This window comes from Enterococcus sp. LJL98, assembly GCF_054871745.1.
Window position 1 is genome coordinate 1 of sequence record NZ_JBTXLU010000011.1, and the last position, 23,567, is coordinate 23,567.

The 23,567-nt window shown below is 41.6% G+C and carries 26 protein-coding genes; 25 read left to right on the forward strand and 1 reads right to left on the reverse strand.

Annotated elements, in window-relative coordinates:
- From ACYSNO_RS09335 to ACYSNO_RS09445, 23 genes are all read left to right on the forward strand, one after another.
- Positions 1 to 215, forward strand: a 215-nt coding sequence (locus ACYSNO_RS09335; RefSeq protein ID WP_461730812.1) for a flagellin, incomplete at its 5' end; no start/stop codon positions are given.
- A gap of 127 nt (positions 216 to 342) precedes the next feature.
- Positions 343 to 1,314, forward strand: a complete 972-nt coding sequence (locus ACYSNO_RS09340; RefSeq protein ID WP_461730813.1) for a flagellin N-terminal helical domain-containing protein — start codon at positions 343 to 345, stop codon at positions 1,312 to 1,314.
- Positions 1,315 to 1,441: 127 nt separating this feature from the next.
- Positions 1,442 to 2,482: a flagellin N-terminal helical domain-containing protein gene (locus ACYSNO_RS09345; RefSeq protein WP_461730814.1), complete on the forward strand. Its 1,041-nt coding sequence runs from the start codon at positions 1,442 to 1,444 to the stop codon at positions 2,480 to 2,482.
- Positions 2,483 to 2,634: 152 nt separating this feature from the next.
- Positions 2,635 to 4,053 (forward strand): flagellar filament capping protein FliD, encoded by a 1,419-nt coding sequence (gene fliD / locus ACYSNO_RS09350; protein WP_461730815.1) that lies wholly within the window; start codon positions 2,635 to 2,637, stop codon positions 4,051 to 4,053.
- Positions 4,053 to 4,352: a hypothetical protein gene (locus ACYSNO_RS09355; RefSeq protein ID WP_461730816.1), complete on the forward strand. Its 300-nt coding sequence runs from the start codon at positions 4,053 to 4,055 to the stop codon at positions 4,350 to 4,352. Before fliD ends, ACYSNO_RS09355 begins: the two co-directional genes overlap by 1 nt.
- Before the next feature lie 16 nt (positions 4,353 to 4,368).
- Positions 4,369 to 4,737: a flagellar export chaperone FliS gene (gene fliS / locus ACYSNO_RS09360; protein ID WP_461730817.1), complete on the forward strand. Its 369-nt coding sequence runs from the start codon at positions 4,369 to 4,371 to the stop codon at positions 4,735 to 4,737.
- Between the two features lie 130 nt (positions 4,738 to 4,867).
- Entirely contained in the window at positions 4,868 to 5,632 is a 765-nt protein-coding gene (gene motA, locus ACYSNO_RS09365; RefSeq protein ID WP_461730818.1) for a flagellar motor stator protein MotA, read from the forward strand.
- A gap of 19 nt (positions 5,633 to 5,651) precedes the next feature.
- Positions 5,652 to 6,428, forward strand: coding sequence for an OmpA family protein (locus ACYSNO_RS09370; RefSeq protein ID WP_461730819.1), 777 nt, complete (start codon positions 5,652 to 5,654; stop codon positions 6,426 to 6,428).
- Between the two features lie 9 nt (positions 6,429 to 6,437).
- Entirely contained in the window at positions 6,438 to 7,208 is a 771-nt protein-coding gene (locus tag ACYSNO_RS09375) for a C39 family peptidase (RefSeq protein WP_461730820.1), read from the forward strand.
- Positions 7,209 to 7,651: 443 nt separating this feature from the next.
- Positions 7,652 to 8,278, forward strand: coding sequence for a hypothetical protein (locus ACYSNO_RS09380; RefSeq protein ID WP_461730821.1), 627 nt, complete (start codon positions 7,652 to 7,654; stop codon positions 8,276 to 8,278).
- 23 nt (positions 8,279 to 8,301) lie between these two features.
- Positions 8,302 to 9,741 carry a hypothetical protein gene (locus ACYSNO_RS09385; protein WP_461730822.1) on the forward strand — a complete coding sequence of 480 codons (1,440 nt, stop codon included), beginning with the start codon at positions 8,302 to 8,304 and terminating at the stop codon, positions 9,739 to 9,741.
- A gap of 44 nt (positions 9,742 to 9,785) precedes the next feature.
- Complete coding sequence (locus ACYSNO_RS09390) at positions 9,786 to 10,292, forward strand: signal peptidase I (RefSeq protein ID WP_461730823.1); 507 nt, start codon at positions 9,786 to 9,788, stop codon at positions 10,290 to 10,292.
- Positions 10,293 to 10,313: 21 nt separating this feature from the next.
- Positions 10,314 to 10,994: a hypothetical protein gene (locus tag ACYSNO_RS09395; protein WP_461730824.1), complete on the forward strand. Its 681-nt coding sequence runs from the start codon at positions 10,314 to 10,316 to the stop codon at positions 10,992 to 10,994.
- 3 nt (positions 10,995 to 10,997) lie between these two features.
- The gene (locus ACYSNO_RS09400) at positions 10,998 to 11,483 is read left to right on the forward strand and encodes a signal peptidase I (RefSeq protein ID WP_461730825.1); all 486 of its coding nucleotides are present in this window, start codon (positions 10,998 to 11,000) and stop codon (positions 11,481 to 11,483) included.
- A gap of 304 nt (positions 11,484 to 11,787) precedes the next feature.
- The gene (locus tag ACYSNO_RS09405; RefSeq protein WP_461730826.1) at positions 11,788 to 12,099 is read left to right on the forward strand and encodes a hypothetical protein; all 312 of its coding nucleotides are present in this window, start codon (positions 11,788 to 11,790) and stop codon (positions 12,097 to 12,099) included.
- Between the two features lies 1 nt (position 12,100).
- Positions 12,101 to 14,077 carry a V-type ATP synthase subunit I gene (locus ACYSNO_RS09410; RefSeq protein WP_461730827.1) on the forward strand — a complete coding sequence of 659 codons (1,977 nt, stop codon included), beginning with the start codon at positions 12,101 to 12,103 and terminating at the stop codon, positions 14,075 to 14,077.
- Positions 14,078 to 14,551 (forward strand): V-type ATP synthase subunit K, encoded by a 474-nt coding sequence (locus tag ACYSNO_RS09415; protein WP_461730828.1) that lies wholly within the window; start codon positions 14,078 to 14,080, stop codon positions 14,549 to 14,551.
- Between the two features lie 10 nt (positions 14,552 to 14,561).
- Positions 14,562 to 15,158: a V-type ATP synthase subunit E gene (locus ACYSNO_RS09420; protein WP_461730829.1), complete on the forward strand. Its 597-nt coding sequence runs from the start codon at positions 14,562 to 14,564 to the stop codon at positions 15,156 to 15,158.
- Positions 15,159 to 15,171: 13 nt separating this feature from the next.
- A complete protein-coding gene (locus ACYSNO_RS09425) occupies positions 15,172 to 16,173 on the forward strand; it encodes a V-type ATP synthase subunit C (protein WP_461730830.1) in 1,002 nt (333 codons plus the stop codon).
- On the forward strand, positions 16,166 to 16,483 hold the full coding sequence (locus ACYSNO_RS09430; protein WP_461730831.1) for a V-type ATP synthase subunit F: 318 nt from the start codon (positions 16,166 to 16,168) through the stop codon (positions 16,481 to 16,483). Before ACYSNO_RS09425 ends, ACYSNO_RS09430 begins: the two co-directional genes overlap by 8 nt.
- Before the next feature lie 18 nt (positions 16,484 to 16,501).
- Positions 16,502 to 18,280 carry a V-type ATP synthase subunit A gene (locus ACYSNO_RS09435; protein ID WP_461730832.1) on the forward strand — a complete coding sequence of 593 codons (1,779 nt, stop codon included), beginning with the start codon at positions 16,502 to 16,504 and terminating at the stop codon, positions 18,278 to 18,280.
- On the forward strand, positions 18,281 to 19,669 hold the full coding sequence (locus tag ACYSNO_RS09440; RefSeq protein WP_461730833.1) for a V-type ATP synthase subunit B: 1,389 nt from the start codon (positions 18,281 to 18,283) through the stop codon (positions 19,667 to 19,669).
- Positions 19,669 to 20,313, forward strand: a complete 645-nt coding sequence (locus ACYSNO_RS09445; RefSeq protein WP_461730834.1) for a V-type ATP synthase subunit D — start codon at positions 19,669 to 19,671, stop codon at positions 20,311 to 20,313. Before ACYSNO_RS09440 ends, ACYSNO_RS09445 begins: the two co-directional genes overlap by 1 nt.
- Before the next feature lie 76 nt (positions 20,314 to 20,389).
- Here ACYSNO_RS09445 and ACYSNO_RS09450 read toward each other — a convergent pair whose 3' ends face one another.
- Positions 20,390 to 21,004 (reverse strand): sugar O-acetyltransferase, encoded by a 615-nt coding sequence (locus ACYSNO_RS09450; RefSeq protein WP_461730835.1) that lies wholly within the window; start codon positions 21,002 to 21,004, stop codon positions 20,390 to 20,392.
- 170 nt (positions 21,005 to 21,174) lie between these two features.
- Here ACYSNO_RS09450 and trhO point away from each other — a divergent pair, with 170 nt between their 5' ends.
- On the forward strand, positions 21,175 to 22,128 hold the full coding sequence (trhO, locus tag ACYSNO_RS09455; RefSeq protein WP_461730836.1) for an oxygen-dependent tRNA uridine(34) hydroxylase TrhO: 954 nt from the start codon (positions 21,175 to 21,177) through the stop codon (positions 22,126 to 22,128).
- Positions 22,129 to 22,490: 362 nt separating this feature from the next.
- A complete protein-coding gene (locus ACYSNO_RS09460) occupies positions 22,491 to 23,561 on the forward strand; it encodes an FtsX-like permease family protein (protein ID WP_461730837.1) in 1,071 nt (356 codons plus the stop codon).
- Positions 23,562 to 23,567 lie beyond the last annotated feature (6 nt).

Genomic DNA, 23,567 nt, shown 5'->3' on the forward strand with positions numbered 1-23,567 from the left:
TAGGTGCGGCGCAAAACCGTTTAGGTCATACAATCAAAAATTTAACTACCACTCAAGAAAACTTAACGGAAGCAAATTCACGCATCCGTGACGTGGATATGGCAGAAGAAATGATGGAATTTACGAAGAATAATATCCTTTCTCAAGCAGCAACCTCAATGCTTTCTCAAGCAAATGCAATGCCAAACAGCGTTTTAGGTTTATTACAAGGTTAATCATAACTTTTGAACTCGACAGCCATGTCGAGTTTTTTCTTTTTGAAAAACTTAAATGATTCAAATACTTTCCGATAAGTAAGAGTAGAGGGTCACCCTTACAAGAAAAATTAGGAGGCAACACACAATGAGAATTAATACAAACGTATCCGCAATGAATACTTATGGTCGTTTAACCAACGCTAACGCATCAAAAAGTGGTTCATTAGCGAAATTATCATCAGGTTTACGTATTAACAAAGCCGGAGACGACGCAGCAGGACTATCGATTTCAGAGAAAATGAAATCACAAATCGGAGGCTTGAAACAAGCAACACGTAACGCCCAAGATGGGATTTCATTAATCCAAACGGCAGAGGGTGCTTTAAACGAAACCCATGCAATTTTAGGTCGTATGCGTGATTTGGCTGTACAAGGATCGAACGGTACATTAAGTCACGATGACAGTGCAGCCTTGAATAAAGAATTTGCGGCATTATCGGATGAAGTGACGCGTATTGCTGAGAAAACAGAATTTAACACAAAAACCTTACTAGATAAGGATGCAACAAAATTTACATTCCAAATTGGTGCGAATAATAATCAAACCATGGAAATCGAAATTAACAGCATGAAAGCAAATGATTTAAAAGTTTCAAAAGATGATGTGAAGTTAGCAGCTGAGGATGATTTTGAAGTAGAATTAACTGCAGGAGGTACTAAGTTAACGTTAGAAGATGCAAAAGAAGCATACGATACTGCTGGGGCAGCTGATAAGGAAGCAAGATTAGCAGATTTAAAAATAGTAGAAAAAGGCTATTCTGAAAAGAGTCGTGAATTAGCAGATGGAACAATTAGTAAAATCGACGATGCAATCGCTAAAGTTTCAGCACAACGTTCTGACCTAGGTGCGGCGCAAAACCGTTTAGGTCATACAATCAAAAATTTAACTACCACTCAAGAAAACTTAACGGAAGCAAATTCACGCATCCGTGACGTGGATATGGCAGAAGAAATGATGGAATTTACGAAGAATAATATCCTTTCTCAAGCAGCAACCTCAATGCTTTCTCAAGCAAATGCAATGCCAAACAGCGTTTTAGGTTTATTACAAGGTTAATCATAACTTTTGAACTCGACAGCCATGTCGAGTTTTTTCTTTTTGAAAAACTTAAATGATTCAAATACTTTCCGATAAGTAAGAGTAGAGGGTCACCCTTACAAGAAAAATTAGGAGGCAACACACAATGAGAATTAATACAAACGTATCCGCAATGAATACTTATGGTCGTTTAACCAACGCTAACGCATCAAAAAGTGGTTCATTAGCGAAATTATCATCAGGTTTACGTATTAACAAAGCCGGAGACGACGCAGCAGGACTATCGATTTCAGAGAAAATGAAATCACAAATCGGAGGCTTGAAACAAGCAACACGTAACGCCCAAGACGGGATTTCATTAATCCAAACGGCTGAAGGTGCTTTAAACGAAACCCACGCGATCTTAGGTCGTATGCGTGACTTAGCCGTTCAAGGAGCAAATGGTACCTTAAGCCATGATGACCGTTCAGCACTAGATAAAGAATTTGCGGCATTATCGGATGAAGTGACGCGTATTGCTGAGGAGACAGAATTTAATACAAAAACATTGCTAGACAGTGATGGGGCAGATTCGACAGGTCAAAAATTCACTTTCCAAATTGGTGCGAATAATAGTCAAACCATGGAAATTAAAATTAAAAGTATGAAAGCAGATTCTTTGGGATTAACAAAAGAAGTTGATTTAATTGATGCAGCTCATGAATTTAATGTTAAGGTTATTAAAGATGATGGCTCATCTGACGCAATGGAAGACATTACGTTAGCAGATTTAAAAGACAAGCTAGATGAGGCAAACGAAGCTGCAGTAGGGAAAGATTCTACAACAGATGAATTCAAAAAAGCAGCTGCTCTTCAAGAGGTTTATAACGATACCTTAAAAGCAGCTGATAGCATTGGTCGTGAAGCATCAGATGCTGCAATCAGTAAGATTGACGATGCAATTAAGACTGTTTCTGAACAACGCTCAAGCCTAGGTGCGGCGCAAAACCGCTTAGGTCATACAATCAAAAACTTAACTACCACTCAAGAAAACTTAACGGAAGCAAACTCACGCATCCGTGACGTCGATATGGCAGAAGAAATGATGGAATTCACGAAGAACAACATCCTTTCTCAAGCAGCAACTTCAATGCTTTCTCAAGCAAATGCAATGCCAAACAGCGTTTTAGGTTTATTACAAGGGTAATCATAACTTTTGAACTCGACAGCCATGTCGAGTTTTTTCTTTTCCTTAAAAAAGAGGGTCTACCCTTTAACCACCCGTCTTTTTCACCGATAAAATACTTGTATAGGATGAAAGTTTTGTAATTAGATAACATTTACAGGAGGGCACATCAGATGGCGAATATTACAAGTTCTTCAGGAATTAGCGGCATGTTAGGACAATACTCAGGAATTGGGGCCGAACAAATTGAAAGTTTATTGCAAGGAGACGCGATTCCCAAAACCCGTGCCGAAAATCGGATTGAAGAAATTAAAAATCAAAAAACAGCGTGGAGTGACGTAAAAACTCGTTTAAATAATTTCTTAAGTAAATTAGAAGCACTGCAAAAACCAGAAGCCTTTCAATCAAAGCTGGTGACGTCTTCCAATGATAAAATCGCAAACATCAAAGGAACGGCAGAAGCTTTAGAAGGCAACTACAAATTAAAGGTCGACCAATTAGCAACGGCAACCAACCTAGTCGGAAAAAAAATGGACGATAGCAGTCGTTCACTCGGTGCAAATGGTGAACTCGTGATTGAAACGGCAGATTTGGATGAGGCAGGACAACCGAAAAGCTTCACCATTCAAATTGAGTCTGGCGATAGCATGAAAGATGTAGTTAAGAAAATCAACGCAGAATCAAAAAACTCAGGTGTTTCGGCGGTTTTAATGGATAATCGGTTAGTCTTAACTGATAGCAAGACGGGCAATCGTGAGTTGCAGCTTCACGGTGACGTGGTGTCTGAGCTAGGACTAGGAGCAGATGATGTGACCTTAAACAAAGGAGTCGATGCCCAGTTCACCTTAAATGGGATTGAAATGACGCGTGCAAGTAACACGCTGACAGACGTCGTGGATGGCATTACCTTTGAATTAAAGAGTGTCAGTGAAGAAGTCGTTGATTTGAGCCTCAAAAATGATACCGGCAAATTAAAAGATGCCGTGAAAGAATTGGTTTCACAATACAACAGTTTAATGAGTTTCATCAATGAAAAAGCCGATGTTGGCGACCCAAGCGCAAAAGACAACAAGGCTGGGACTTTATCGGGGGACAGTTCGTTAATGCGGCTACAAACCGAATTACGAAATTTAATCGCGCCACCTTATGGCATTGGTTCTGGCTTGAAAGCGACGGAACTGGGGCTTTCGATTTCAGACCGTCAAGGAACCTTAGCGTTTGATGAAAAGAAATTTGATGAGAAATTAAAAGAAGATCCAAATGGCGTACAAGATTTCTTTTATCAAGCAGAAAAAGTCGCTGGTGAAAGCCAACCAAAGACGTCGGGGTATACGGTGGCCTTAAAAGCAGTTGCCGATAAATATTTGGTTGATAAAACCGGTGAAAAAGGCGTAATCGCCTCAAAATTTGATAGTTTCGAATCATCGATTAAAGACTTAAACAAACAAATCACGCGAATTGATGAAGTATTAGAACAAAAAAAGGCACGTTATGTCGATATGTTCACCCGATTGGATCAAGCGATGATGCAAGCCGAGGAACAAATGAGTTGGTTAATTAGCCAAGTCAATGCCTTTAATGGTGGGCAATAATGACGGCCTTGCATGACTTACAGACCTTGTTTGCGGCCTGGGATGGCACGTTTGAACAAGCAGAAAGCATCTTGGCTGCGAGTCAGCCGCTTTTTTCGAAACTAGAAGCGACGACTTTAGCCGCCAAAGACGTTCCGGAGTTGCAGCACCTCATCAGCGAGTATCAGAAATTGTTGCGTTTTTTACAAGAAGAAAAACGACAAGTTCAACGCGAAGCCGGGAAACTGAATCAGGCCAATCAAAAAGTTCGAGACTATGTGAAATTCAATCAGTCGTCAGGCTATGAATTTTATTATTAATAAAGCGAGGAAAAAAATGTATCAAAAAAACCCTAATTTATATTTAAAGAACCAAGTCATGAGCGCGTCGCCGAACAAGTTAATTGAGATGCTTTATGAAGGGGGCATTAAAAACATACGCTTAGGTATTTTAGCCTTAGAAAAAGAACAATTTGTCAAAGCGGGCGAATACTTAATCAAGGCTCAAGACATTGTTTCCGAGTTGCGTTATTCAGTGAATACCGAAGTGGAAAGTGAAATCCCTCAGCAATTAATTCAACTTTACGACTATATGTACAATCAGTTAGTCATCGGCAATGTCGATCAAGAGGTGACGGTTTTACAAGAAGTTCAAAAATTATTAACGGAACTACTAGAGACTTGGAAAGAAATTCAAGCAGAATAGACCATCAGACAAGTGCGCAGACTGCAACTTGTCTGATTTTTTATTTGAAGCTTAATGAGCGGTTGAAAGTAGCCGATAGGACAAGAGTAAGCATTTGAAAACGTGCAGTGTGTAGGAGGATTTTTTTATTATGGATATCTTTTTAATTATCGGTATTTTACTTGGTTTCTTTTCCGTGGTCGTGGGAATGATCGTCAAAGGAGCCAACGTCGCGGTCTTGATTAATCCTGCGGCGATTATTATTATTTTTGTTGGGATGGTGGCAGCGCTAATTAATGCCTATCCGCAAAAAGACATTAAACGGTTGCCTAAAATCTTTGGAATTGTTTTTCAAAATAAAACCTACGATGTGGCAGGGACCATCACTACGATTGTGGAATTATCCAACTTGGCTCGACGGGACGGCTTGCTCGCTTTAGAAAGCAGCGTGCAATCGTTAGACGATCCTTTTTTAAAGATGGGACTTGAGATGGTCGTTGATGGGGTGGACCCAGAACAAATTCAAGAAACGCTCGAAAATGAAATCGCCGGGATGGAAGACCGTCACCACGTCGGAGCCTCCATGTTGCAAACGGCGGGCACGACTTCGCCGACCTTGGGGGTACTAGGAGCCGTGATTGGTCTAATTGGTGCTTTAGGGAATTTGAATGACGTGGACGCGCTGGGACATATGATTTCGGCGGCTTTCGTTGCGACCTTGTATGGGATTTTCTTCGGATATGTTCTTTTCTTACCTTTTGCCAGCCGTCTAAAAATCAAATCACAGGAAGAAGTGCTGCAAATGAGTATTGTCATTGAAGGGATTATGGCGATTCAAGGTGGACAATCACCAAAAACGATTGAACAAAAATTATACAGCTTGATTGAACCGGATCAACGGAAGCAATCTTCCTAGAGAGGGCGAGTGACAGGGATTGAAACGAAAAAAAAGAGAAGAAGAACACATCGATGAAGGTTGGCTTTTACCTTATGCCGACATGTTAACCTTAGTCTTGGCATTATTTATCGTCATGTTTGCCATGGCTTCCGTCGATGATGCCAAGTTTCAAGAATTTCGGACGGAATTTGGGACGATTTTTGCCGGTTTACAAACGGGGGGCGATTCGCTTGTTGGGCCGATTGTTGATTTAGGAAGTTTTTCCGGTGAAGGCGGTAACGGTGCAGCAGACTCGGTCGAGGTCAGCACGAAAGCAGTCGAAGAAGCCAAAGAAGACCAACTCGCGCAAAAAATGGAAGACCAACAGATGGTAACAGCTAGTGAGAAGCTAAAAGCAGATTTGGAAAAGTCTGATTTTGGCAAAGAGATGAATGTTTCGCTAAAATCGGATGGGTTACATATTAATCTGGATAGTAATATTTTATTTGCACCTGGAAGTGCCAATTTAGGCAGCGACGTGGCAAAATCATTGGGCGTCGTGGCGCCGCATTTAAAAGATTTGAACCAAGAAATCATTGTCGCCGGCTATACCGACAATGTCCCTGAAAACGTCACCTACGCGTCCAACTGGGAGTTAAGTGCAGCACGTGCCATTTCTGTCATGAACTATCTCGTGGAAGAGAAAATCGTGCGTGACAATCAAATCTCCATTCAGGCTTATGGGGAGAATAAGCCGCATGCAACCAATCAAACGGCGCAAGGACGCGCCAAAAATCGCCGCGTTGAGATTATCATAAAAAAAGTTTACCAGTAAGGGATGACAATGAAGAAAAAAATTCTAATTCATTTGCTGTTACTATCGATTGTTGGACTGACCGTTTATTTTTCTTATTTTTATGAAAGTCCAAAGGCAAAACAGCAGGCAGAGCAAGAAGCCGTAGAGGACGCTTTCTGGTTTGGCGAAGAAGAACCGGTGAAAAAAGGCGACCCTGCCTTCATCCGCAGTATTCGTCTAGACGTCCCCTTAGAAGACCAACTGGCCAACCACGCCTTAGAAAATGGCTGTGAAATTACCAGTTTATCGATGTTGCTTCAATATTATGGCTTCGAGGTGGATAAAAACCAGCTAGCGAACAAATTGGACTATGAGCCCTTTACAATCGATAAAAAGACGCATGGCGATCCGAATCAAGGATTTGTCGGAAACATCGAAACAGGCAAGCAAGCAATGGGCGTTCATGTCGAGCCAATTGCCAAAGTTGCTCGGGCCATTGTACAAGAAGAATATGAAGTGGTTGCCGGTAAAGGCCGTTCCTTTCAAGAAATTCTAAACAAATTACAGGAAGATACCCCCATTTGGATCCTCTCGACTTTAGAGATGACGGTGCCAACCAAAGAAGATTTCCTTTCTTGGCAAACAAAAGCCGGAGAAATTCAAGTAACACCCCTGATTCATTCTGTCGTTTTAACGGGGATGGACGAGCAGTACATTTACTATAATGACCCTTTAGGTGGCAAAAGTGCGCGGGTAACCCTTGAAGTTTTGGAACAAGTTTACAACCGTCTTGGTAAGCAATCTTTATACCTTAAATAACAGGATAATTGATGAAAAAATCATCGATTATCCTGTTTTTTTATTAGAAATCGCCGATAAAAAGCTGTGAATGACCGAACGGAAATTGATGGAGGACGGACCGGTTTCGCTAGAGCGACGAGCCAAATATAAGTTTCGAAAGATTTATTTTTTGTGAAAAAAATGTCGAATATTAAAAAAGGTTCTTTAAAATCTAAAAATAAGTATGACGTTAAAAATAAATGGGAGAAATCTAATATAATGCTTTTCATTTAATCAAAAGCATGCTATTATCGGCATGTGTTAAAAATGTTTAATAGGAAAAAAACATTTTTAAACAAAGGTTAATGGGAAGTAAATGACAGGCATCGAATTTGGATGACTGGTATTTTCGTGCGCCAGAATCAAGAATCAAAAAAACAAGTAGGGTTGTTTTTTGAAAAAAAGAAAAGGAGGGTTATCAAATGTTATTGGAAAACATGGATAATCAAAAGGGTCAAATGGCAGAAGTCGAAAAAAGAGTAAATGGGCATCGTCGCTACTCATTGTTAATGCTGGCCTTACTATTTATTGGGATGGCAACCTATGGGACGTACGCCTACTTCACGGATAGTACGAATGTTGCTGGCCAAATCGAGTTGAAGACAGGGACTGTCAGCTTAGGCCAAGCAACGAAAGCAGATTGGGTTTATGGCTATGCTGATGATAAGGTCTTAGAAAATACTGTTCGGGATGAAAACGTATCCGTAAACCAGTTTACAAACTTACAACCAGGCGATTTTTATACCAAAACGGTGAAAGTTGCTTACACTGGAAGCCTTAATGCAAAAGTAACGGCTAAAATTAAGGGGGAAACGGAACTAAAACAAGATGGCTTTACTTATACCGTTGCCTTGGCTGGCTTGACCGATGGAAAAGTGCTTGCTGCTGACGATGGTGAAAAGGAACTGACTGTCACTTTAACAGCAAGTGTCGATTACTCAGAGGAACCGGAAAAACCAGGTAGCCGTAATCGAGAAGATGCTCCAAGCTTAAATCTATTAGATGTAGAGGGTCTCGTAACGATTACCGCCGAGCAAATTCGTAACTAAAAAAAACAAAGGGAGACACTAAAATGAAACGAAAAGTACTTTTTTTGCCACTAGTCATTTTAGTGGCCCTTTTTTTGAGTTCTGCATGGATGCATGGTACGAGTGCCTATTTCATCGATCAAAAAACAATCGATGGCCAAATTAAACTCCAAATGGGGACCTTGACCTTAGGCGAATGCCAACCCTCAAAAAGTGAAGTGATACTGGGAGATAAAGAAGAGGAAATCGAGTTAGTCATTCAAAACACAGGGACTTTAATCGGAAAAGTTCAGCCCCTTATAAAGGCTGAACCAAGCGGAGAACAGCTGCGGATTGATTACACACTCGACAAAGAAAGCCAGCAGCTAGCAGGGGGAGCGTCGACCACCTTGCGTTTGAAATTCAATCAGCAGGATTGGGATGAAGCCGGTGAGAAGTTGGTCACGGTTCGTGTGCAGTTGAAGCAGGCGAATCTCAAAGCCGATCGGGGAGGTTTTTCAGATGAAAAAACCGTACAGATTCTCGTGAAAAGAGAAAAAAAACCAACGACTTCTTGGCCGAGTGAAGACCAATTTGAGAATCAAATGTTCATTGAACGAAACCTGTACTATAGTGTTGTGAATCAACAATTAACAACGGTGGTTCCAGGAGTTGTCTTCTTAGAGTACCGTAAAGGGGAAACGCTAACGGAACGTGAACTTGAGGCAGTGAAAAAACACCTGACAAATAAAATAACGACCAAGATTCCAACGGCAAAGCCAAACAGCCAAGGGGAAACAGAATCTTATCTTGTCAAAGAGCTTGTCTACGTAGAAAAACAGGGCTTTAAGCTAGTGCTCGAACTCAAGCCAGGGATAAAAAGAGAGTGGCAGGACTATTCATGGCTTCGAATCAATATTGCCTGGTTTCATGAAGAGTATTTACCTTATCGTGGGGAGGAACAATTTGGCTTGCCGGTACTGATCGACACTGACATCAATCAAGATGGTCGACCGCAAGTTGGGGCACCGATTGAGTTAAAAGGGACAGAGCCCTTGACATTAAAGCTTTACACATTAGCGAAACAGCAAGATCCTTTATCTGCGAGACTCCCATTAAATCTGGCTGCTTATTTTGAGAAGAACATCGAAGCAGTAATGGAGACGTCAGCTGTTTCATTTGAATGGGGGACAGCCTATGAATCCTTTACCTTAACTGCGGCTGAAAGTAGTACGAAAAGGATTCGTTTGGATTTAGTTAAAGGGGGACAAGTCGTCTTTTCGCGTGAAATAAAAATAGAAGGACTACCCGCCGAAGCTAAGACAGACTTGCCTGTAGACTCTGTGCTTTTATCGGCTGAAGAAGGCCCTCAATCCCGTCCGAATCCACCAGAAAAAACAGCCGAAAGCCTCCCTCAAGAGCCAACCATTGAAGCAGAGGGAAAATGGGAAGAAACATTCATGGAATCTCGCGCTTCTTTGCTCTTGGAGGAACAAAACGAGTGAAAGAGGGCACCAATAAAAGAGTAAGGGAGTGTTAGGAGAAAAATATGAAAAAAAAGCTAGGCTTGATGTTAAATGGGTTGACCACCTTATTCGTGGGGCTCATTTTAACCTTTGCTTTATTAAATTTTTTATCAGAACCAGGCAAGCAAGGCCTGTTTGGTTATAAAGGCTATATCGTGTTGAGTGATAGCATGCAACCGGTCTTTTCAGCCGGAGATTATATTATCGATCGACAGGTACCCTATGCGCAATTGAAGGTCGGCGATGTGGTCTCCTACCTTGACTCGGAACAAGCCGTGATTGTCACCCATCGAATTGTGGCAATCACGGATGAAGGTTTAGCGGTGCAAGGGGACGGCAATGACTTTATCGATCAGACTTTCGTCACAAAAGAAAATTTCATCGGCAAACAAGAATATAAAATTTCGAAATTAGGGCACTTAATGTTAAACTTAAGTCAACCGATAGTTTTGATAGGGATTAGTTTTGTTTTTGGCATCCTCTTGCTTTATGGATTTTTCAAAAGAAGCCAATCCGTATCAAACGCATAACAGATGGGTGGCTGAAAGACCTTGGACAAAATCAAACAAACGATGCGAAAAAATCTTCTTGTCGGAAGCCTATTTCTTTTATTTGTGTTTGTCTTTTTTGAAATGAAACGAAGTATCAATCAACGCAATTTGGAAAATCAATATTTTTTGGCAACGGTTTATCGAATGGATGAAAGCGTCGACCATTATTCAGAAGACGTCTATGAAAAAACGCACATTCAAGAACCCCTAAGTAACCAGGCTTTTTTTCAGCGGGTCAAAGAATTGATTGCAAAAAATCAACACCCACAAAAAATTATTTTAATGGATGTTTCGAATTATCAAGAGGAACGACTGGGACCAACAGAAACTTTGGAGCAAGTGATGGTCACTTATTCTGGCAATCAAGTCCAGTTGTTGCTTGATCGCAGCTATCGCTTGGAAGAGGACTTACCCGTCACGCAAGCGCCTTTTGATTTGATTTCGGAGGGGAAACTGGGGCTGGTTTCAAATACGCTTGAGTACCGTTTGGCGGTGACAGAGTGCGAGGGACCAGAAGAATGGATTTCATATTTGCCTGTTTTTGTGGATCAAATTCAAGCAGTCAACCAATTACCAAACACGGAAAGCGTCGTTTACATCGAAACAACTTCCAGACAATTTGTTTACCGCTCCAAAAAGAAAAATCAATTAACCGAAATTAAACGTCAAGACTTGGAGTAAAAAATGAAGAAAAAAATGCAACGAACGACCCAAGTATTGGGCACCTTTTTTGTCCTAGGCGTGTTGGCATTCGCCCTTTTAAATTTTTATTCATCTCCCGAACGACCGTCACTTTTTGGTCATCGCGGTTATACGGTGATTAGCGGCAGCATGGCACCAGCCTTGGCGATTGGCGATTACATTCTTGTCAAAGAAAAGCCTTTTGAACAATTGGAAGAAGAGGAGATTATCTCTTTTCGCAATGGACAGATGATTGTTACCCATCGAATTGAAAAAGTCTTAGCCGACCAGCACCTGATTACGCGCGGGGACGCCAATCAAGTGGATGATTTATTAGCGGTGACGGAAAAAGAATACATCGGCAGCTTGGTTTATCGTATTCCGAAGCTCGGCCATGCAATGATTTGGCTGCAAAACCCACTCGTCTTTAGCTTAATTTTGGGTGCGATTGCGACACGATTTGCGGTCTTATTCATCAACCGCAAGTAAGAGAAAAAACAAAGATCAATTGAATGGTAGGAAAGAAAAAAAGTCGGGAAGTGGCCATTGTCACCCTCCCGACTTTTTTACGTAGTGGAAGAAGAAGGACCGACTGACTTTCAAAAGCAGGGGATTTTCTTTGGCTCTGCTTTTTTTGTCGTTTGAATCGAAATTTTATTGAAAAAATAATGAATTTTCTGAGAAAAAATCCTCAGATTCCTTGACTAGTTCCTTCATTTTCGTTAACATTTGTATAACAGTAAAGTTTACCTGTAATAGCTTACATGAAAAATACGTGAGGAGGAAATTCGTAATGAGTGTCGATGCCATTCAACAAGTCATACAAGCAGAAGAACAAGCAGAGAAGATTTTACAAGAAACAAGGCAGCAAATCGAAGAACGACAAAAAATCAGTCAAGAACTGCTTGCTGTTTTTCATAAAGAACGAAAAGAGGCGGTAAAGCAAGAACAAAAGGAAAAATTGAAGCAACAAGAACGTGAATTTGAAACATTAAAGGCGCCAGTCGTTCAAAAAACAACTGGAGAAATTCAAAAATTGCAACAAGTCTCCCCTAGCCAGCGTGAGCAAGCAATCCGATTAATGTTGGAAGCGGTGGTGAATTAATTTGGCCATCGTACAAATGCAAAAATTCCATGTGTTGACCTTTCAAGAAAATCAAGAACAAGTGCTACAAGGCTTACAAAACTTTCAAAAAGCCGAGATTTTGGCAGCCGATGAAGACCTTCATGGCTTGAATACCCATTTTACAAAAGAAAATGCTTCTGCCAAAACAGAAGAATTAGAAAACCAACTCGCTCGAGTGGTTTGGGCAAGAGACTTTTTAAAGAACTACTTACCAAAGGAAAGTTTTTTACAAGGGTTAAGGCGTCCGCCAAAATCCTTTACACTCCCACAATTAGCACAGCTCACCGCAACCTCTTCTTGGGAAACCTTTGTCGAAGATTTACGCTTAAGCGATCGACGACTCCGTCTACTTGACCAAGAAAAACAAGACCTTTCAAAGGAAGAAGATGAACTGAATCGTTGGCGTTATTTTGACGAATCCCCAGCAGTTCTAAAAACACTGAAACATTCAATTGGTATCCTGGGAACGATTTCCAACGAACAAATGACGCAGCTTAGTCAAGAACTCGAAAAATTCCCAAGCACTTATTACCAAATCATCCAACAAACAACCACAACGACTTATGTGTTTCTCTTGTTTCATAAGAGTAAACAAAAACCTATTGAACGGGCATTGATTATGACCGGTTTTTCCGAATATGAGTATCTTTTTGAAGGCAAACCCGCCGATGCGCTAAGCCAAGTAAAAGAAAAACGACTGGCAGTGGTCAATGAAGAAAAAGCCCTCAAGGAAAGTCTCCAAAAAATGACGAAAGAAGCGGAAACCTTAGGCCTCGTTGCCGAGCACCTAAGTAGCGCCATCATCAAAAGTCAAAATCAAGAGAAAATCTTGCATTCCAAATCGATTCTAAATGTTTCGGGCTGGGTTCCAATCGAAGAAGCGACCAACTTTGAGGCTGTCTTGCAAAGGACAACGAAAGGAAATTATTATCTCGTTTTCGAGGAAGTCAAAGAAGAAGAAATCAAAGAAGTGCCGATTTTACTGAAAAATCACCGTCTGGTTGCGCCCTTTGAAGCTTTGATTGAGATGTACAGTTTGCCACGCTATGATGAAATTGATCCGACGCCTTTTATGGCCCCTTTTTACGCCTTGGCCTTTGGCATGATGGTAGCCGATTTTGGTTACGGACTCTTATTATTTTTAGGAATCTTTTTAATCAAACGCTTGTTTCATTTTGAGGCAGGTATGAAGCGTAATTTGGATTTCTTTCAAATTTGTGCCGTCCCAACAATGATGTGGGGCTTGCTCTACGGCAGTCTTTTTGGCTTTACCATGCCGCTTCAAGTCCTTTCCAGTCAATCAGACATTACGGAGATTTTACTGATTTCTGTCATTTTCGGTTTTATTCAAGTTTTCTTTGCGCTCATTTTAAAATTTTACTTATTATGGAGCAAGCAACAGCAGAAATTCCGAGCAATTTTCCAAGCAGGATCATGGATGCTCTTTTTACTAAGTGGTGCCTTGATGGCGGTAGGGATGATGCTGTTACCAGACACCCCACTAGGAACGATTGGGTTAAGCGGACTGATTCTTTCATTAGTAGCCGTACTCATCGGCGGTAGTGTGGATGGGAATACCTTTGTTGGTAAAATTGGAACGGCCTTGTATAGCTTGATGGACTTAACCAACTATATGAGTGACCTGGTCAGTTATACCCGTTTAATGGCCTTAGGTGTTGCCGGCGGAAGTATTGCGGCCGCCTTTAACTTAATTATTAGTTATTTCCCACCAGCCATTCGTTTTACCTTCGGGATTGTTTTATTTATCCTATTACACAGTATTAACATTTTCCTAAGTTACTTAGGTGCCTATGTCCATGGGATTCGTTTGCAATACTTAGAATTCTTTGGCAAATTCTTTACCGGTGGCGGCCGTGCTTTTAACCCCTTAAAAGCAAGTGAAAAATACGCATCAGTCAAAATTGAAGAAGTGAAAACACAGGAGGAGTTAGATTAGATGGAGAATTGGATTAGTTTTTTTGTTGAAAATGGTGGCTTAATTTTTGCCGCATTAGGAGTAGCCATGGCGACGATTTGTGGCGGGATTGGCTCAACAGTCGGAATTGGTATGACCTCTCAAGCAGCGGCAGGTTTGATTGCAGAAGAACCAGAGAAATTCGGTCAAGCCTTGATTTTAGAGTTACTTTCTGCGACCCAAGGATTATACGGTTTCGTTATTTCCTTTATGATCTTTTTACAAATTACAGGAGATATTACTTTTGAAAAAGGGATTTTCTTATTTGTTGCTTCCCTACCGATTTCAATCGCAGCGATTTTTAACGGCGTGTGGCAAGGTCGTGGATCGGCTGCTGCTATGCAAATTTTAGCCAAAAAGCCAGAACATACCACAAAAGGAATTATCTTTGTGGCGATGATGGAAACTTATGCAATCTTAGGTTTCGTTATTTCTTTCTTATTGGTTATGATGTAGGAGGAAAAAAATGTCTGATATTACAAAATTAACCATGAAAATTATTGCAGATGCTAAGCAAAAACAAATGCATCTTTTAGAAGAAGCGGAAAAAGAAATTCTTGAAAACGAACAAATCAAAAAAAAGCAAATCGAAAAAGAAGCGAGCGAACAGCTTCGTCGTTATGATAGAGAACTGCAAAAAGAGTTAAGTTTAAAAGTATCGGAACTCCATGTGAAATCGCGCAATCGCGTGTTGGCAGCCAAGCAACAAGTCTTAGACGAGCTCTTTGAAGCGGCGAAAGAAGCCCTTGAGGAGATTTCTCCTGCTGATTTTCAACAGTTTGTTTTAGAAAAATTGCAGGCAACCCAAGTGACCGGTGAAGTCGAATTGATTTTTGGCTCAAAAAGTCGAGAAATCGTCACTTCCGAGCTTCTTGCAAGTTGGCAAGAGGCTTTGGGTGAGACCGTTCACTTAACGATTGCCCCACGGACGATCCCAAATCGCAGCGGGGTAGTCTTTAAGCAACAAGAAATTGAATTTAACTTTATTTTTGAAGCGCTCCTAGAAGCGAAGGAAGAAGAATTGAGTTATCAATTGATCGCCTTGATTTTTAGCGAAGCGTAGGAGGAGGGATTGCTTGAAGGATATTCAGTTTAGTCATGCCAACGTACGCATTCGAACCTATGAAAATCAATTGCTAAACCAAGCGGATTTGACCCGCCTACTAAGTGTAGAAGATGCAAGTGGGTTGTACCCCATCTTGCAAGAAACCCCTTATGGCGACTTCATCGATGAAACGACATCCTACCACGACTTTGAAAAAGTCTTGCTAGCGGAAGAAAAAAGAACCTTTGAAATGGCCTATGAATTAACGCCAGTCAAAGCCGTTGTTGATATTTATACTTTGAAATACGACTACCAAAACTTAAAAATACTGGTGAAAGAGTGGTACACCAAAGAAGATTTGTCGGCCTTGATTGTGCCATTTGGCGCCTTCTCACTTGACGTTTTAAAAGAAGCTGTCCAGACACGTACGCACAAAGAAATCCCACAAGTCATGATCGATTGCCTAGAAGAAGTCTTTGCCTATATTGAAGACTATGAAGAAGTGCAAGGCATTGACATCATCTTTGACAACTATTATTGGCGTCATTTCTTAGAAATTTCTGAAGAAAACGGCGATGCGCTGTTTCTAGAAATCAGCCAACGTTTGATTGATACTTTTAATTTATCCACGATTTTACGTAGCTATTTTATGGGGCGCAAACAAGGCTTTATGAGTGCCGTTGTCGCTGAAGGCGGGCTTCTTTCGACGGATGAATTGCTTGATGCCATTCATCAGTCCTTAGCCACCTTCCTTGAATACTTAGCCAATACGCCCTATTATCGCTTAGTCGATACCAGCGTCAGTGAGTTAGAGGAACGTCGCACCTTGAATCAATTTGATTTGATTAAAGATAACTTTTTAATGAATTATTTTAAAGAAAAGAAAATGATTGTTTTTGGTCCAACGGCATTACTAGGCTACCTTTATGCCAAAGAGACGGAAATTAAAAATTTGCGTATGATTTTTATTGGGAAAATTAATAAAATTCCCGTGGAAAAATTAAGCAGTCGGGTGCGTGATTCATATGTATAAAAAAATAGGGATGCTGGGTGGGAAAAACTCGATTTTGCCCTTTAAAGGATTAGGTATCGATGTCTTTCCAGTCACGAGCTTGGCGGAAGCCAAAAGGCAATTGACCACAATGGCCGAGTCGTATGGCGTGATTTTTATTACCGAACGGATTGTGGAGCAACTCGAAGAAGAAATTGCGCTTTATGACAATCAACTAACGCCAGCCATTATTCCCATCCCAAGTAGTACAGGGAGCTTGGGGATTGGCATGGCACGCTTACATAAAAATGTCGAACAGGCGATCGGTCTATCGATTTTAGAAAAAGATTAAAGTAGAGGAGGAGCCTATTTGGCAATTGGAGAAATTATCAAGGTTTCCGGTCCTTTAGTTCAGGCAAAAGGCTTACAAGGTGCGAAAATACATGAGCTTTGTAAAGTCAGTGAAAAAGGACTATTAGGGGAAATTATTGAATTAAAAAAAGGGATTGCCTCCATTCAGGTTTATGAAGAAACCAATGGCATCGGTCCCGGAGAAATCGTAGAAACAACGGGGTCGCCTTTATCAGTCGAGCTGGCTCCTGGGTTACTTGGACAAATGTTTGATGGGATTCAACGTCCCTTAGACCAGTTCATGGCCCTAACAGAAAGTGATTATTTAGAACGAGGGGTCATGATTGATGCCCTCGACTGGCAAAAAAAATGGACCTTTGTACCGAAAAAAGCGGTTGGCGATGTCGTCGTCGCCGGTGATATTTTGGGTGTTGTACAAGAAACCGAAGTCATTGAACATCGCGTCCTCGTTCCCAACGGTGTGGCTGGCGTGATTCAAGAAATAAAGGTAGGGAATTATAGTATTACCGAACCGATTGTGACTTTAACCTTAGAAGATGGCACCGAAAAAAAATTACCGATGATGCAACGCTGGCCCGTACGGACACCGCGTCCAAGTAAAAAGAAAATGACACCCGGCGAGCCACTGGTGACTGGACAAAGGGTGATTGATACCTTCTTTCCAGTAGCCAAAGGAGGATCTGCTGCCGTTCCTGGACCATTTGGTGCGGGGAAAACGGTCGTTCAGCACCAAATTGCCAAATGGTCGGATGTCGATATCGTCGTCTACGTTGGTTGTGGCGAACGTGGAAACGAGATGAAAGACGTAATCAACGAATTTTCCGAATTGATTGACCCCTTAACTGGAAAATCATTGATGGAACGAACCGTTTTAATTGCCAACACGTCAAATATGCCCGTTGCAGCACGTGAGGCGTCGATTTATACCGGAATTACCATTGCGGAATATTACCGTGATATGGGGTACGCCGTGGCAATTATGGCCGACTCCACCTCTCGTTGGGCGGAGGCACTGCGAGAAATGAGTGGTCGTTTGCAAGAGATTCCAGGAGATGAAGGCTATCCAGCTTATCTCGGTAGTCGAATTGCAGAGTATTATGAACGTGCTGGACTTTATCAAACCTTAGGGAGCGAGGCACGTGAAGGCAGTATTACCGCGATTGGCGCCGTTTCACCTGCCGGGGGAGACATCAGTGAACCTGTCACGCAAAACACCTTACGTATCGTGAAAGTCTTCTGGGCACTCGACAGCGCCTTGGCCCAAAAACGTCATTTTCCATCGATTAACTGGACCAATTCTTATTCGCTTTATGAAGAAGAATTAAATGCGTATTTGGATCAAATTTTTAAAGGCGAGTGGTCCAAACAAGTCATTGCGGCGATGACCCTCTTACAAGAAGAAAGCCGCTTGGATGAAATTGTTCAATTGGTCGGGATTGACGCCCTCTTGCCAAAAGATCGGATGACCCTCGTCACCGCGCGTTCGATTCGTCAGGACTACTTACAGCAAAATGCCTTTGATGATGTTGATACGTATACCTCCAGAGAAAAACAGTTTTATTTATTGAAAAATATTTTGGCTTTCCACCATGAGGCCTTACGAGCCATCCAATTAGGGGCTTATTACCATGAAATTATTGAGGGAACGATTGCCTTACGCGAACAAATTGCACGTAGCAAATACATTCCCGAACAAGAAATTGGCGAACTCAGTCAACTCGAACAAGTGATTAAACATACGATGCAAGCCATCGTTGAAAAAGGAGGGATGGAATAAATGTTAAAAGAATATCGTTCCGTCTCTGAAATTTATGGACCGATTATGGTCGTTGAAAACGTCGCAGGAGTCAAATACGACGAGCTCGTTGAAATTCGAACAGACAGTGGCGAATTACGACAAGGTCAAGTATTAGAAGTGACGAATGACAAGGCCATTGTCCAAGTTTTTGAAGGCACAAGTAACTTAGGTGCCGAAGAAAGTCGCGTCCGTTTCTTAGGCACCGGCCTAAGTTTAGGTGTTTCAGAAGACATGCTCGGCCGTATTTATGATGGCATCGGCCAACCGATTGACGACGGACCAAAAGTGATTCCAGACAAGCGAGTCGATGTGAACGGCGCCTCGATTAATCCGATGGCTCGGGCTTTCCCTGATGAATTTATTCAAACAGGAATTTCAGCCATCGATCACTTAAACACCCTCGTTCGTGGTCAAAAACTCCCGATTTTTTCTTCAGCGGGATTGCCGCATAAAGAAATGGCGGCACAAATTGCTCGACAAGCAACGGTACCAAATGATGAAGGAAACTTTGCAATTGTCTTTGGAGCAATTGGGATTCCTTTTGAAGAATCGGAATTTTTCATTGAAGAATTTCGCAAGACTGGCGCACTAGATCGCTCGGTCATGTTTTTAAACTTGGCCAACGATCCGGCAATTGAACGGATTGCGACGCCGCGGATGGCGCTAACGGCTGCCGAATATTTAGCTTTTGAAAAAGGCATGCACGTGCTGGTGATTTTAACGGATATGACGAACTACTGTGAAGCCTTACGTGAAATCTCCGCCGCTCGACGAGAAGTTCCTGGCCGTCGCGGCTACCCCGGGTATTTATATACGGACCTGGCAGGCTTGTATGAGCGGGCTGGAATGTTAACAGACAAACCCGGTTCCATTACGCAAATTCCAATTTTAACCATGCCGGATAACGATAAGACGCATCCAATTCCAGATTTAACGGGCTACATTACGGAAGGTCAGATTATCTTATCGCCAGAGTTGGAAAAACGAAACATTCATCCGCCAATTGACGTCTTACCAAGCTTGTCCCGTCTAAAAGACAAGGGGACTGGTGAAGATAAAACAAGAAAAGACCATGCCGCTACGATGAATCAAATCTATGCCGCTTATGCGGACGGCAAAGACGCCAAAGAATTGGCGGTCGTTTTAGGCGAATCTGCCTTATCAGAAGTCGATCGTAAATATGCACGTTTTGCCGATTTATTTGAAAATGAATATTTAAATCAAGGGTTTTATACCAACCGTAGCATTGAAGAAACACTCGATTTAAGTTGGAAATTACTTGCTACCTTACCAAAAGAAGAACTGAGTCGCATCAAAGAAGAATACATCGAAGAATTCTTGCCTGATACGAAGGAGCTGAATGCTTAATGGCGATTTTAAATGTCAATCCCACACGGATGGAACTGAGCCGTTTACGTAAACGACTCGGGACAGCCACACGTGGGCATAAACTTTTAAAAGACAAATTAGATGAATTGGTTCGTCAGTTTATTACGCTAGTCAAAAGAAACCAAGCCTTGCGTCGTGAAATGGAGAAAGCCTTACAAGACGGCATGGAAAAGTACGTGCTGGCATCAAGCGTCATTCCAGACCACGTGCTTGAAGAAGCCTTTTCGATTCCAATGAACCAAGTTTCGCTGGATGTCCAGACCAAAAGCATTATGAATACCGAAGTGCCCGTACTAAATACGATGTATCAAGAAGAAAGCGACGTGGACGATTTTTCTTATGGCTTTGTAACGACGACCAGTGAACTCGACCTTTCCTTGAGTTATTTAGACGCGATTTTACCGCAAATGTTGCAATTAGCAGAAATTGAAAAAACCTGTCAATTGATTGCCAAGGAAATTGAAAGTACCAAACGACGCGTCAACGCCCTCGAATATCTAACCATCCCCAATTTAACCGAGACCATTGCTTATATTGAAAGTACCTTAGATGAAAATGAACGTGGCAATGTGACGCGTTTAATGAAGGTGATTGATATTTTGGAAATGGAAGAAGAGGAATAAAGAAAAGACCAAAGAGTGAGACGGTCCGTTTCACATCAATAAAAAAACATTCGCCCATCCAGCGAATGTTTTTTTGTTAGTCAATATCAATGATGGATTCTTTGTGGTAAACGGTGCAATCGCGCTCGTTTATCGCTCGTAGCACGCGACAAGGGCTACCGACAGCAACGACATTTGCCGGAATATCTTGTGTGACAACGCTCCCTGCTCCAATGACACTGTTTTCACCAATCGTGACACCCGGCATCACCAGTACTCCTGCTCCCAACCAGACATTGGCTTCAATTCGAATCGGTAAATTGTATTGTGCTGTTTTCCGGCGTAGCTCGGGATGAATCGGATGCGTCCCCGTTGCTAGCACAACGTTTGGCGCAATCATCACGTGATCACCGATAAAAATATCTGTATCGTCGACTAGGGTTAAATTGTAATTCACATAGACATGCTTACCAAAATGAACATGTTTGCCGCCCCAGTTGGCATGAAACGGCGCTTCAATGTAACAGCCTTCCCCAATTTCAGCAAACATTTCCTTCAGTAAGGCTTGCTTTTCCGCTTGTTGCGAAGGGCGTAGCTGGTTGTAGTCAAAGTTCTTTTCTAAATAAGTTAATTGGTCGGCCACAAGTTCTTCTTGTCCAGAATAATACAATTGGCCTGTATGCATGCGTTTTTTTACTTCACTTAAATCCATGGTTGCTTCTCCTTTGTTTTTTCCTTTTTTCTTATTATACCGTTTTTTGCTGCAAAAGAGCAGCTTCTTTTAAAGCGTTCTTGCGCAAAAAAACACAAGCATATTTTTCGTACTTCTTTGTGAAAACCACTATAATGTCAGATGTATAATTTTTAAGGAGGAACCGATATATGGACTATCGTGTATTACTTTACTACAATTATACTAAAATTGAGGACCCTGAAACCTTTGCCAAAGAGCACTTAGCTTTTTGTAAAAGTTTAGGTTTGAAAGGTCGCATTTTAGTAGCCGAGGAAGGCATTAATGGCACTGCTTCAGGAACGATTGAAGCAACGCAACAGTATATGGACTGGATGCATGGGGATGAACGTTTTAAAGATACTTGGTTTAAAATCGATGAAAGTGAAGGCCATGCTTTTCGTAAAATGTTTGTGCGACCAAGAAAAGAATTGGTGGCCTTAAACTTAGAAGAAGACATCGATCCGCTACGTTTAACTGGAAAATATCTAGATCCAAAAGCATTCAAAGAAGCTTTATTAGATGAAGACACAATCGTGCTGGATGCACGCAATGACTATGAATTTGATTTAGGACATTTCCGTGGTGCCATTCGCCCAGATATTCGTAATTTCCGCGAATTGCCCCAATGGATTCGTGAAAATAAAGAGCAATTTATGGATAAAAAAGTGGTCACGTATTGTACAGGTGGCATTCGCTGTGAAAAATTCTCTGGTTGGTTATTAAGAGAAGGGGTAGAAGACGTGTCACAATTACACGGTGGCATTGCGATGTACGGTAAAGACCCTGAAGTTCAAGGGGAATTATGGGATGGTAAAATGTACGTCTTTGATGACCGAATTAGCGTTGAAATTAACCACGTGGATAAACAAGTGGTCGGTAAAGACTGGTTCGATGGCACACCATGTGAACGTTACATTAACTGTGGCAACCCCGCATGTAACCGTCAAATCATTACTTCAGAAGAAAACGAAGCCAAACATTTAGGTGGCTGCTGCTACGAGTGTGCCGCAAGTGAAACCAATCGTTACATCAAACGCAATCAGATTTCAGCAGAAGAAAGAGTGCAACGCCTAGCCGCAATGACTCAAGAAGTTTCTGCTTAATTTAAAAAAAGAGGTGTGACAAAAGTCGTTTTGCTCTGAAAAACTGGAGGGAAATTCGAACAATTGGCTTTTTCAATTGCTCGAATTTCGTGAAGTTTCCGAAAGAGTAACGTTTTGTTGCCCATTTATCCGCCAAAGAAGGGACTGTGACAGCTGTCACAGTCCCTTCTTTGGCCTTTTCTCTCAAGAATCCTCCTTTTTGAGTAAAAAAACAACAATTGCAAGTCGTTTTTCATGAGGGTGTAGAGTTGAAAAAGACCTTATTATGCTTTTCTTAAGATTTGTTGATTCTCGTAAATGTAGGGGAAGTTTGTTTTACAATTAAGAAAGAGTAAATAAGCATTCGAAAGTAGGTGGCGTCCATGTTTTTAGCCTTAAATGAAATTCGGCATTCAAAGCTTCGCTATGGGTTGATTATCGGTGTGATGTTTTTAATTGCGTATCTGGTCTTTTTCTTAACCGGCTTAGCCTATGGTTTGGCACAAGAAAACCGTATGGCGGTCGATAAGTGGGGAGCAGATGTCATTTTTCTTTCAAAAGATGCAAACAGCACCCTAGGGATGTCAATGATTCCTCAAAAACGCTTTGATGAGGTAGAAGCTGAGGAAAAAGCACTGCTCGCGCAAACACCGGGAATTGTGGCGAAACTGGGCCATGAAGAAGAGCAAATGACTGTCAGTTTTTTTGGTGTGAAAGAAGACCAGTTTTTAATGCCTGAAGTGACAGAAGGCCGAGGATTTCACGCCGTTGATGAAGGGGTCGCGGATGCGAGTCTTCAAAAGACGGATGGCCTGAAATTGGGCGATCGTTTGAAACTGGCTGGTCAAGAAAAGGAAATTACCATCGTTGGTTTTACAGAGAAGGCCAAATTTAATGTCTCTCCTGTGATTTATACCACTATTGAAACCTATCAAGAAATCCGTTTTGAAAAACAGGATACCAGTCCTGAGGCACGTGTAAATGGTATTGTTGTCCGCGGGCAAATCAAAGACTATCCAAAAGAAGAATTGGAAGAAATTTCCATTCCAACTTTTATTAATGATTTGCCTGGATACCGTGCGCAAGTCTTAACCTTTGGCTTTATGATTGGTTTTTTAATTGTGATTGCGGCGATTGTCATTGGGATATTTATTTACGTTTTAACGATGCAAAAAGTCAACATTTTTGGTGTTATGAAGGCACAAGGCATTTCGACCAAATACATTGCGACTTCGGTTGTGATACAAACACTCTTACTGGCGCTTGCTGGTGTGGGACTTGGTTTACTTGGAACGTATGCGACGGCACTTGGCTTACCAACAGCGGTCCCGTTTGCAAGTAACATCTTCTATTTTATCGGCATTGCAGTGCTAATGGTGATTTTTGCCTTAATGGGGGCACTTTTTTCTGTACGTACGATTGTGAAAATTGATCCCTTAAAGGCAATTGGATAAGGAGGC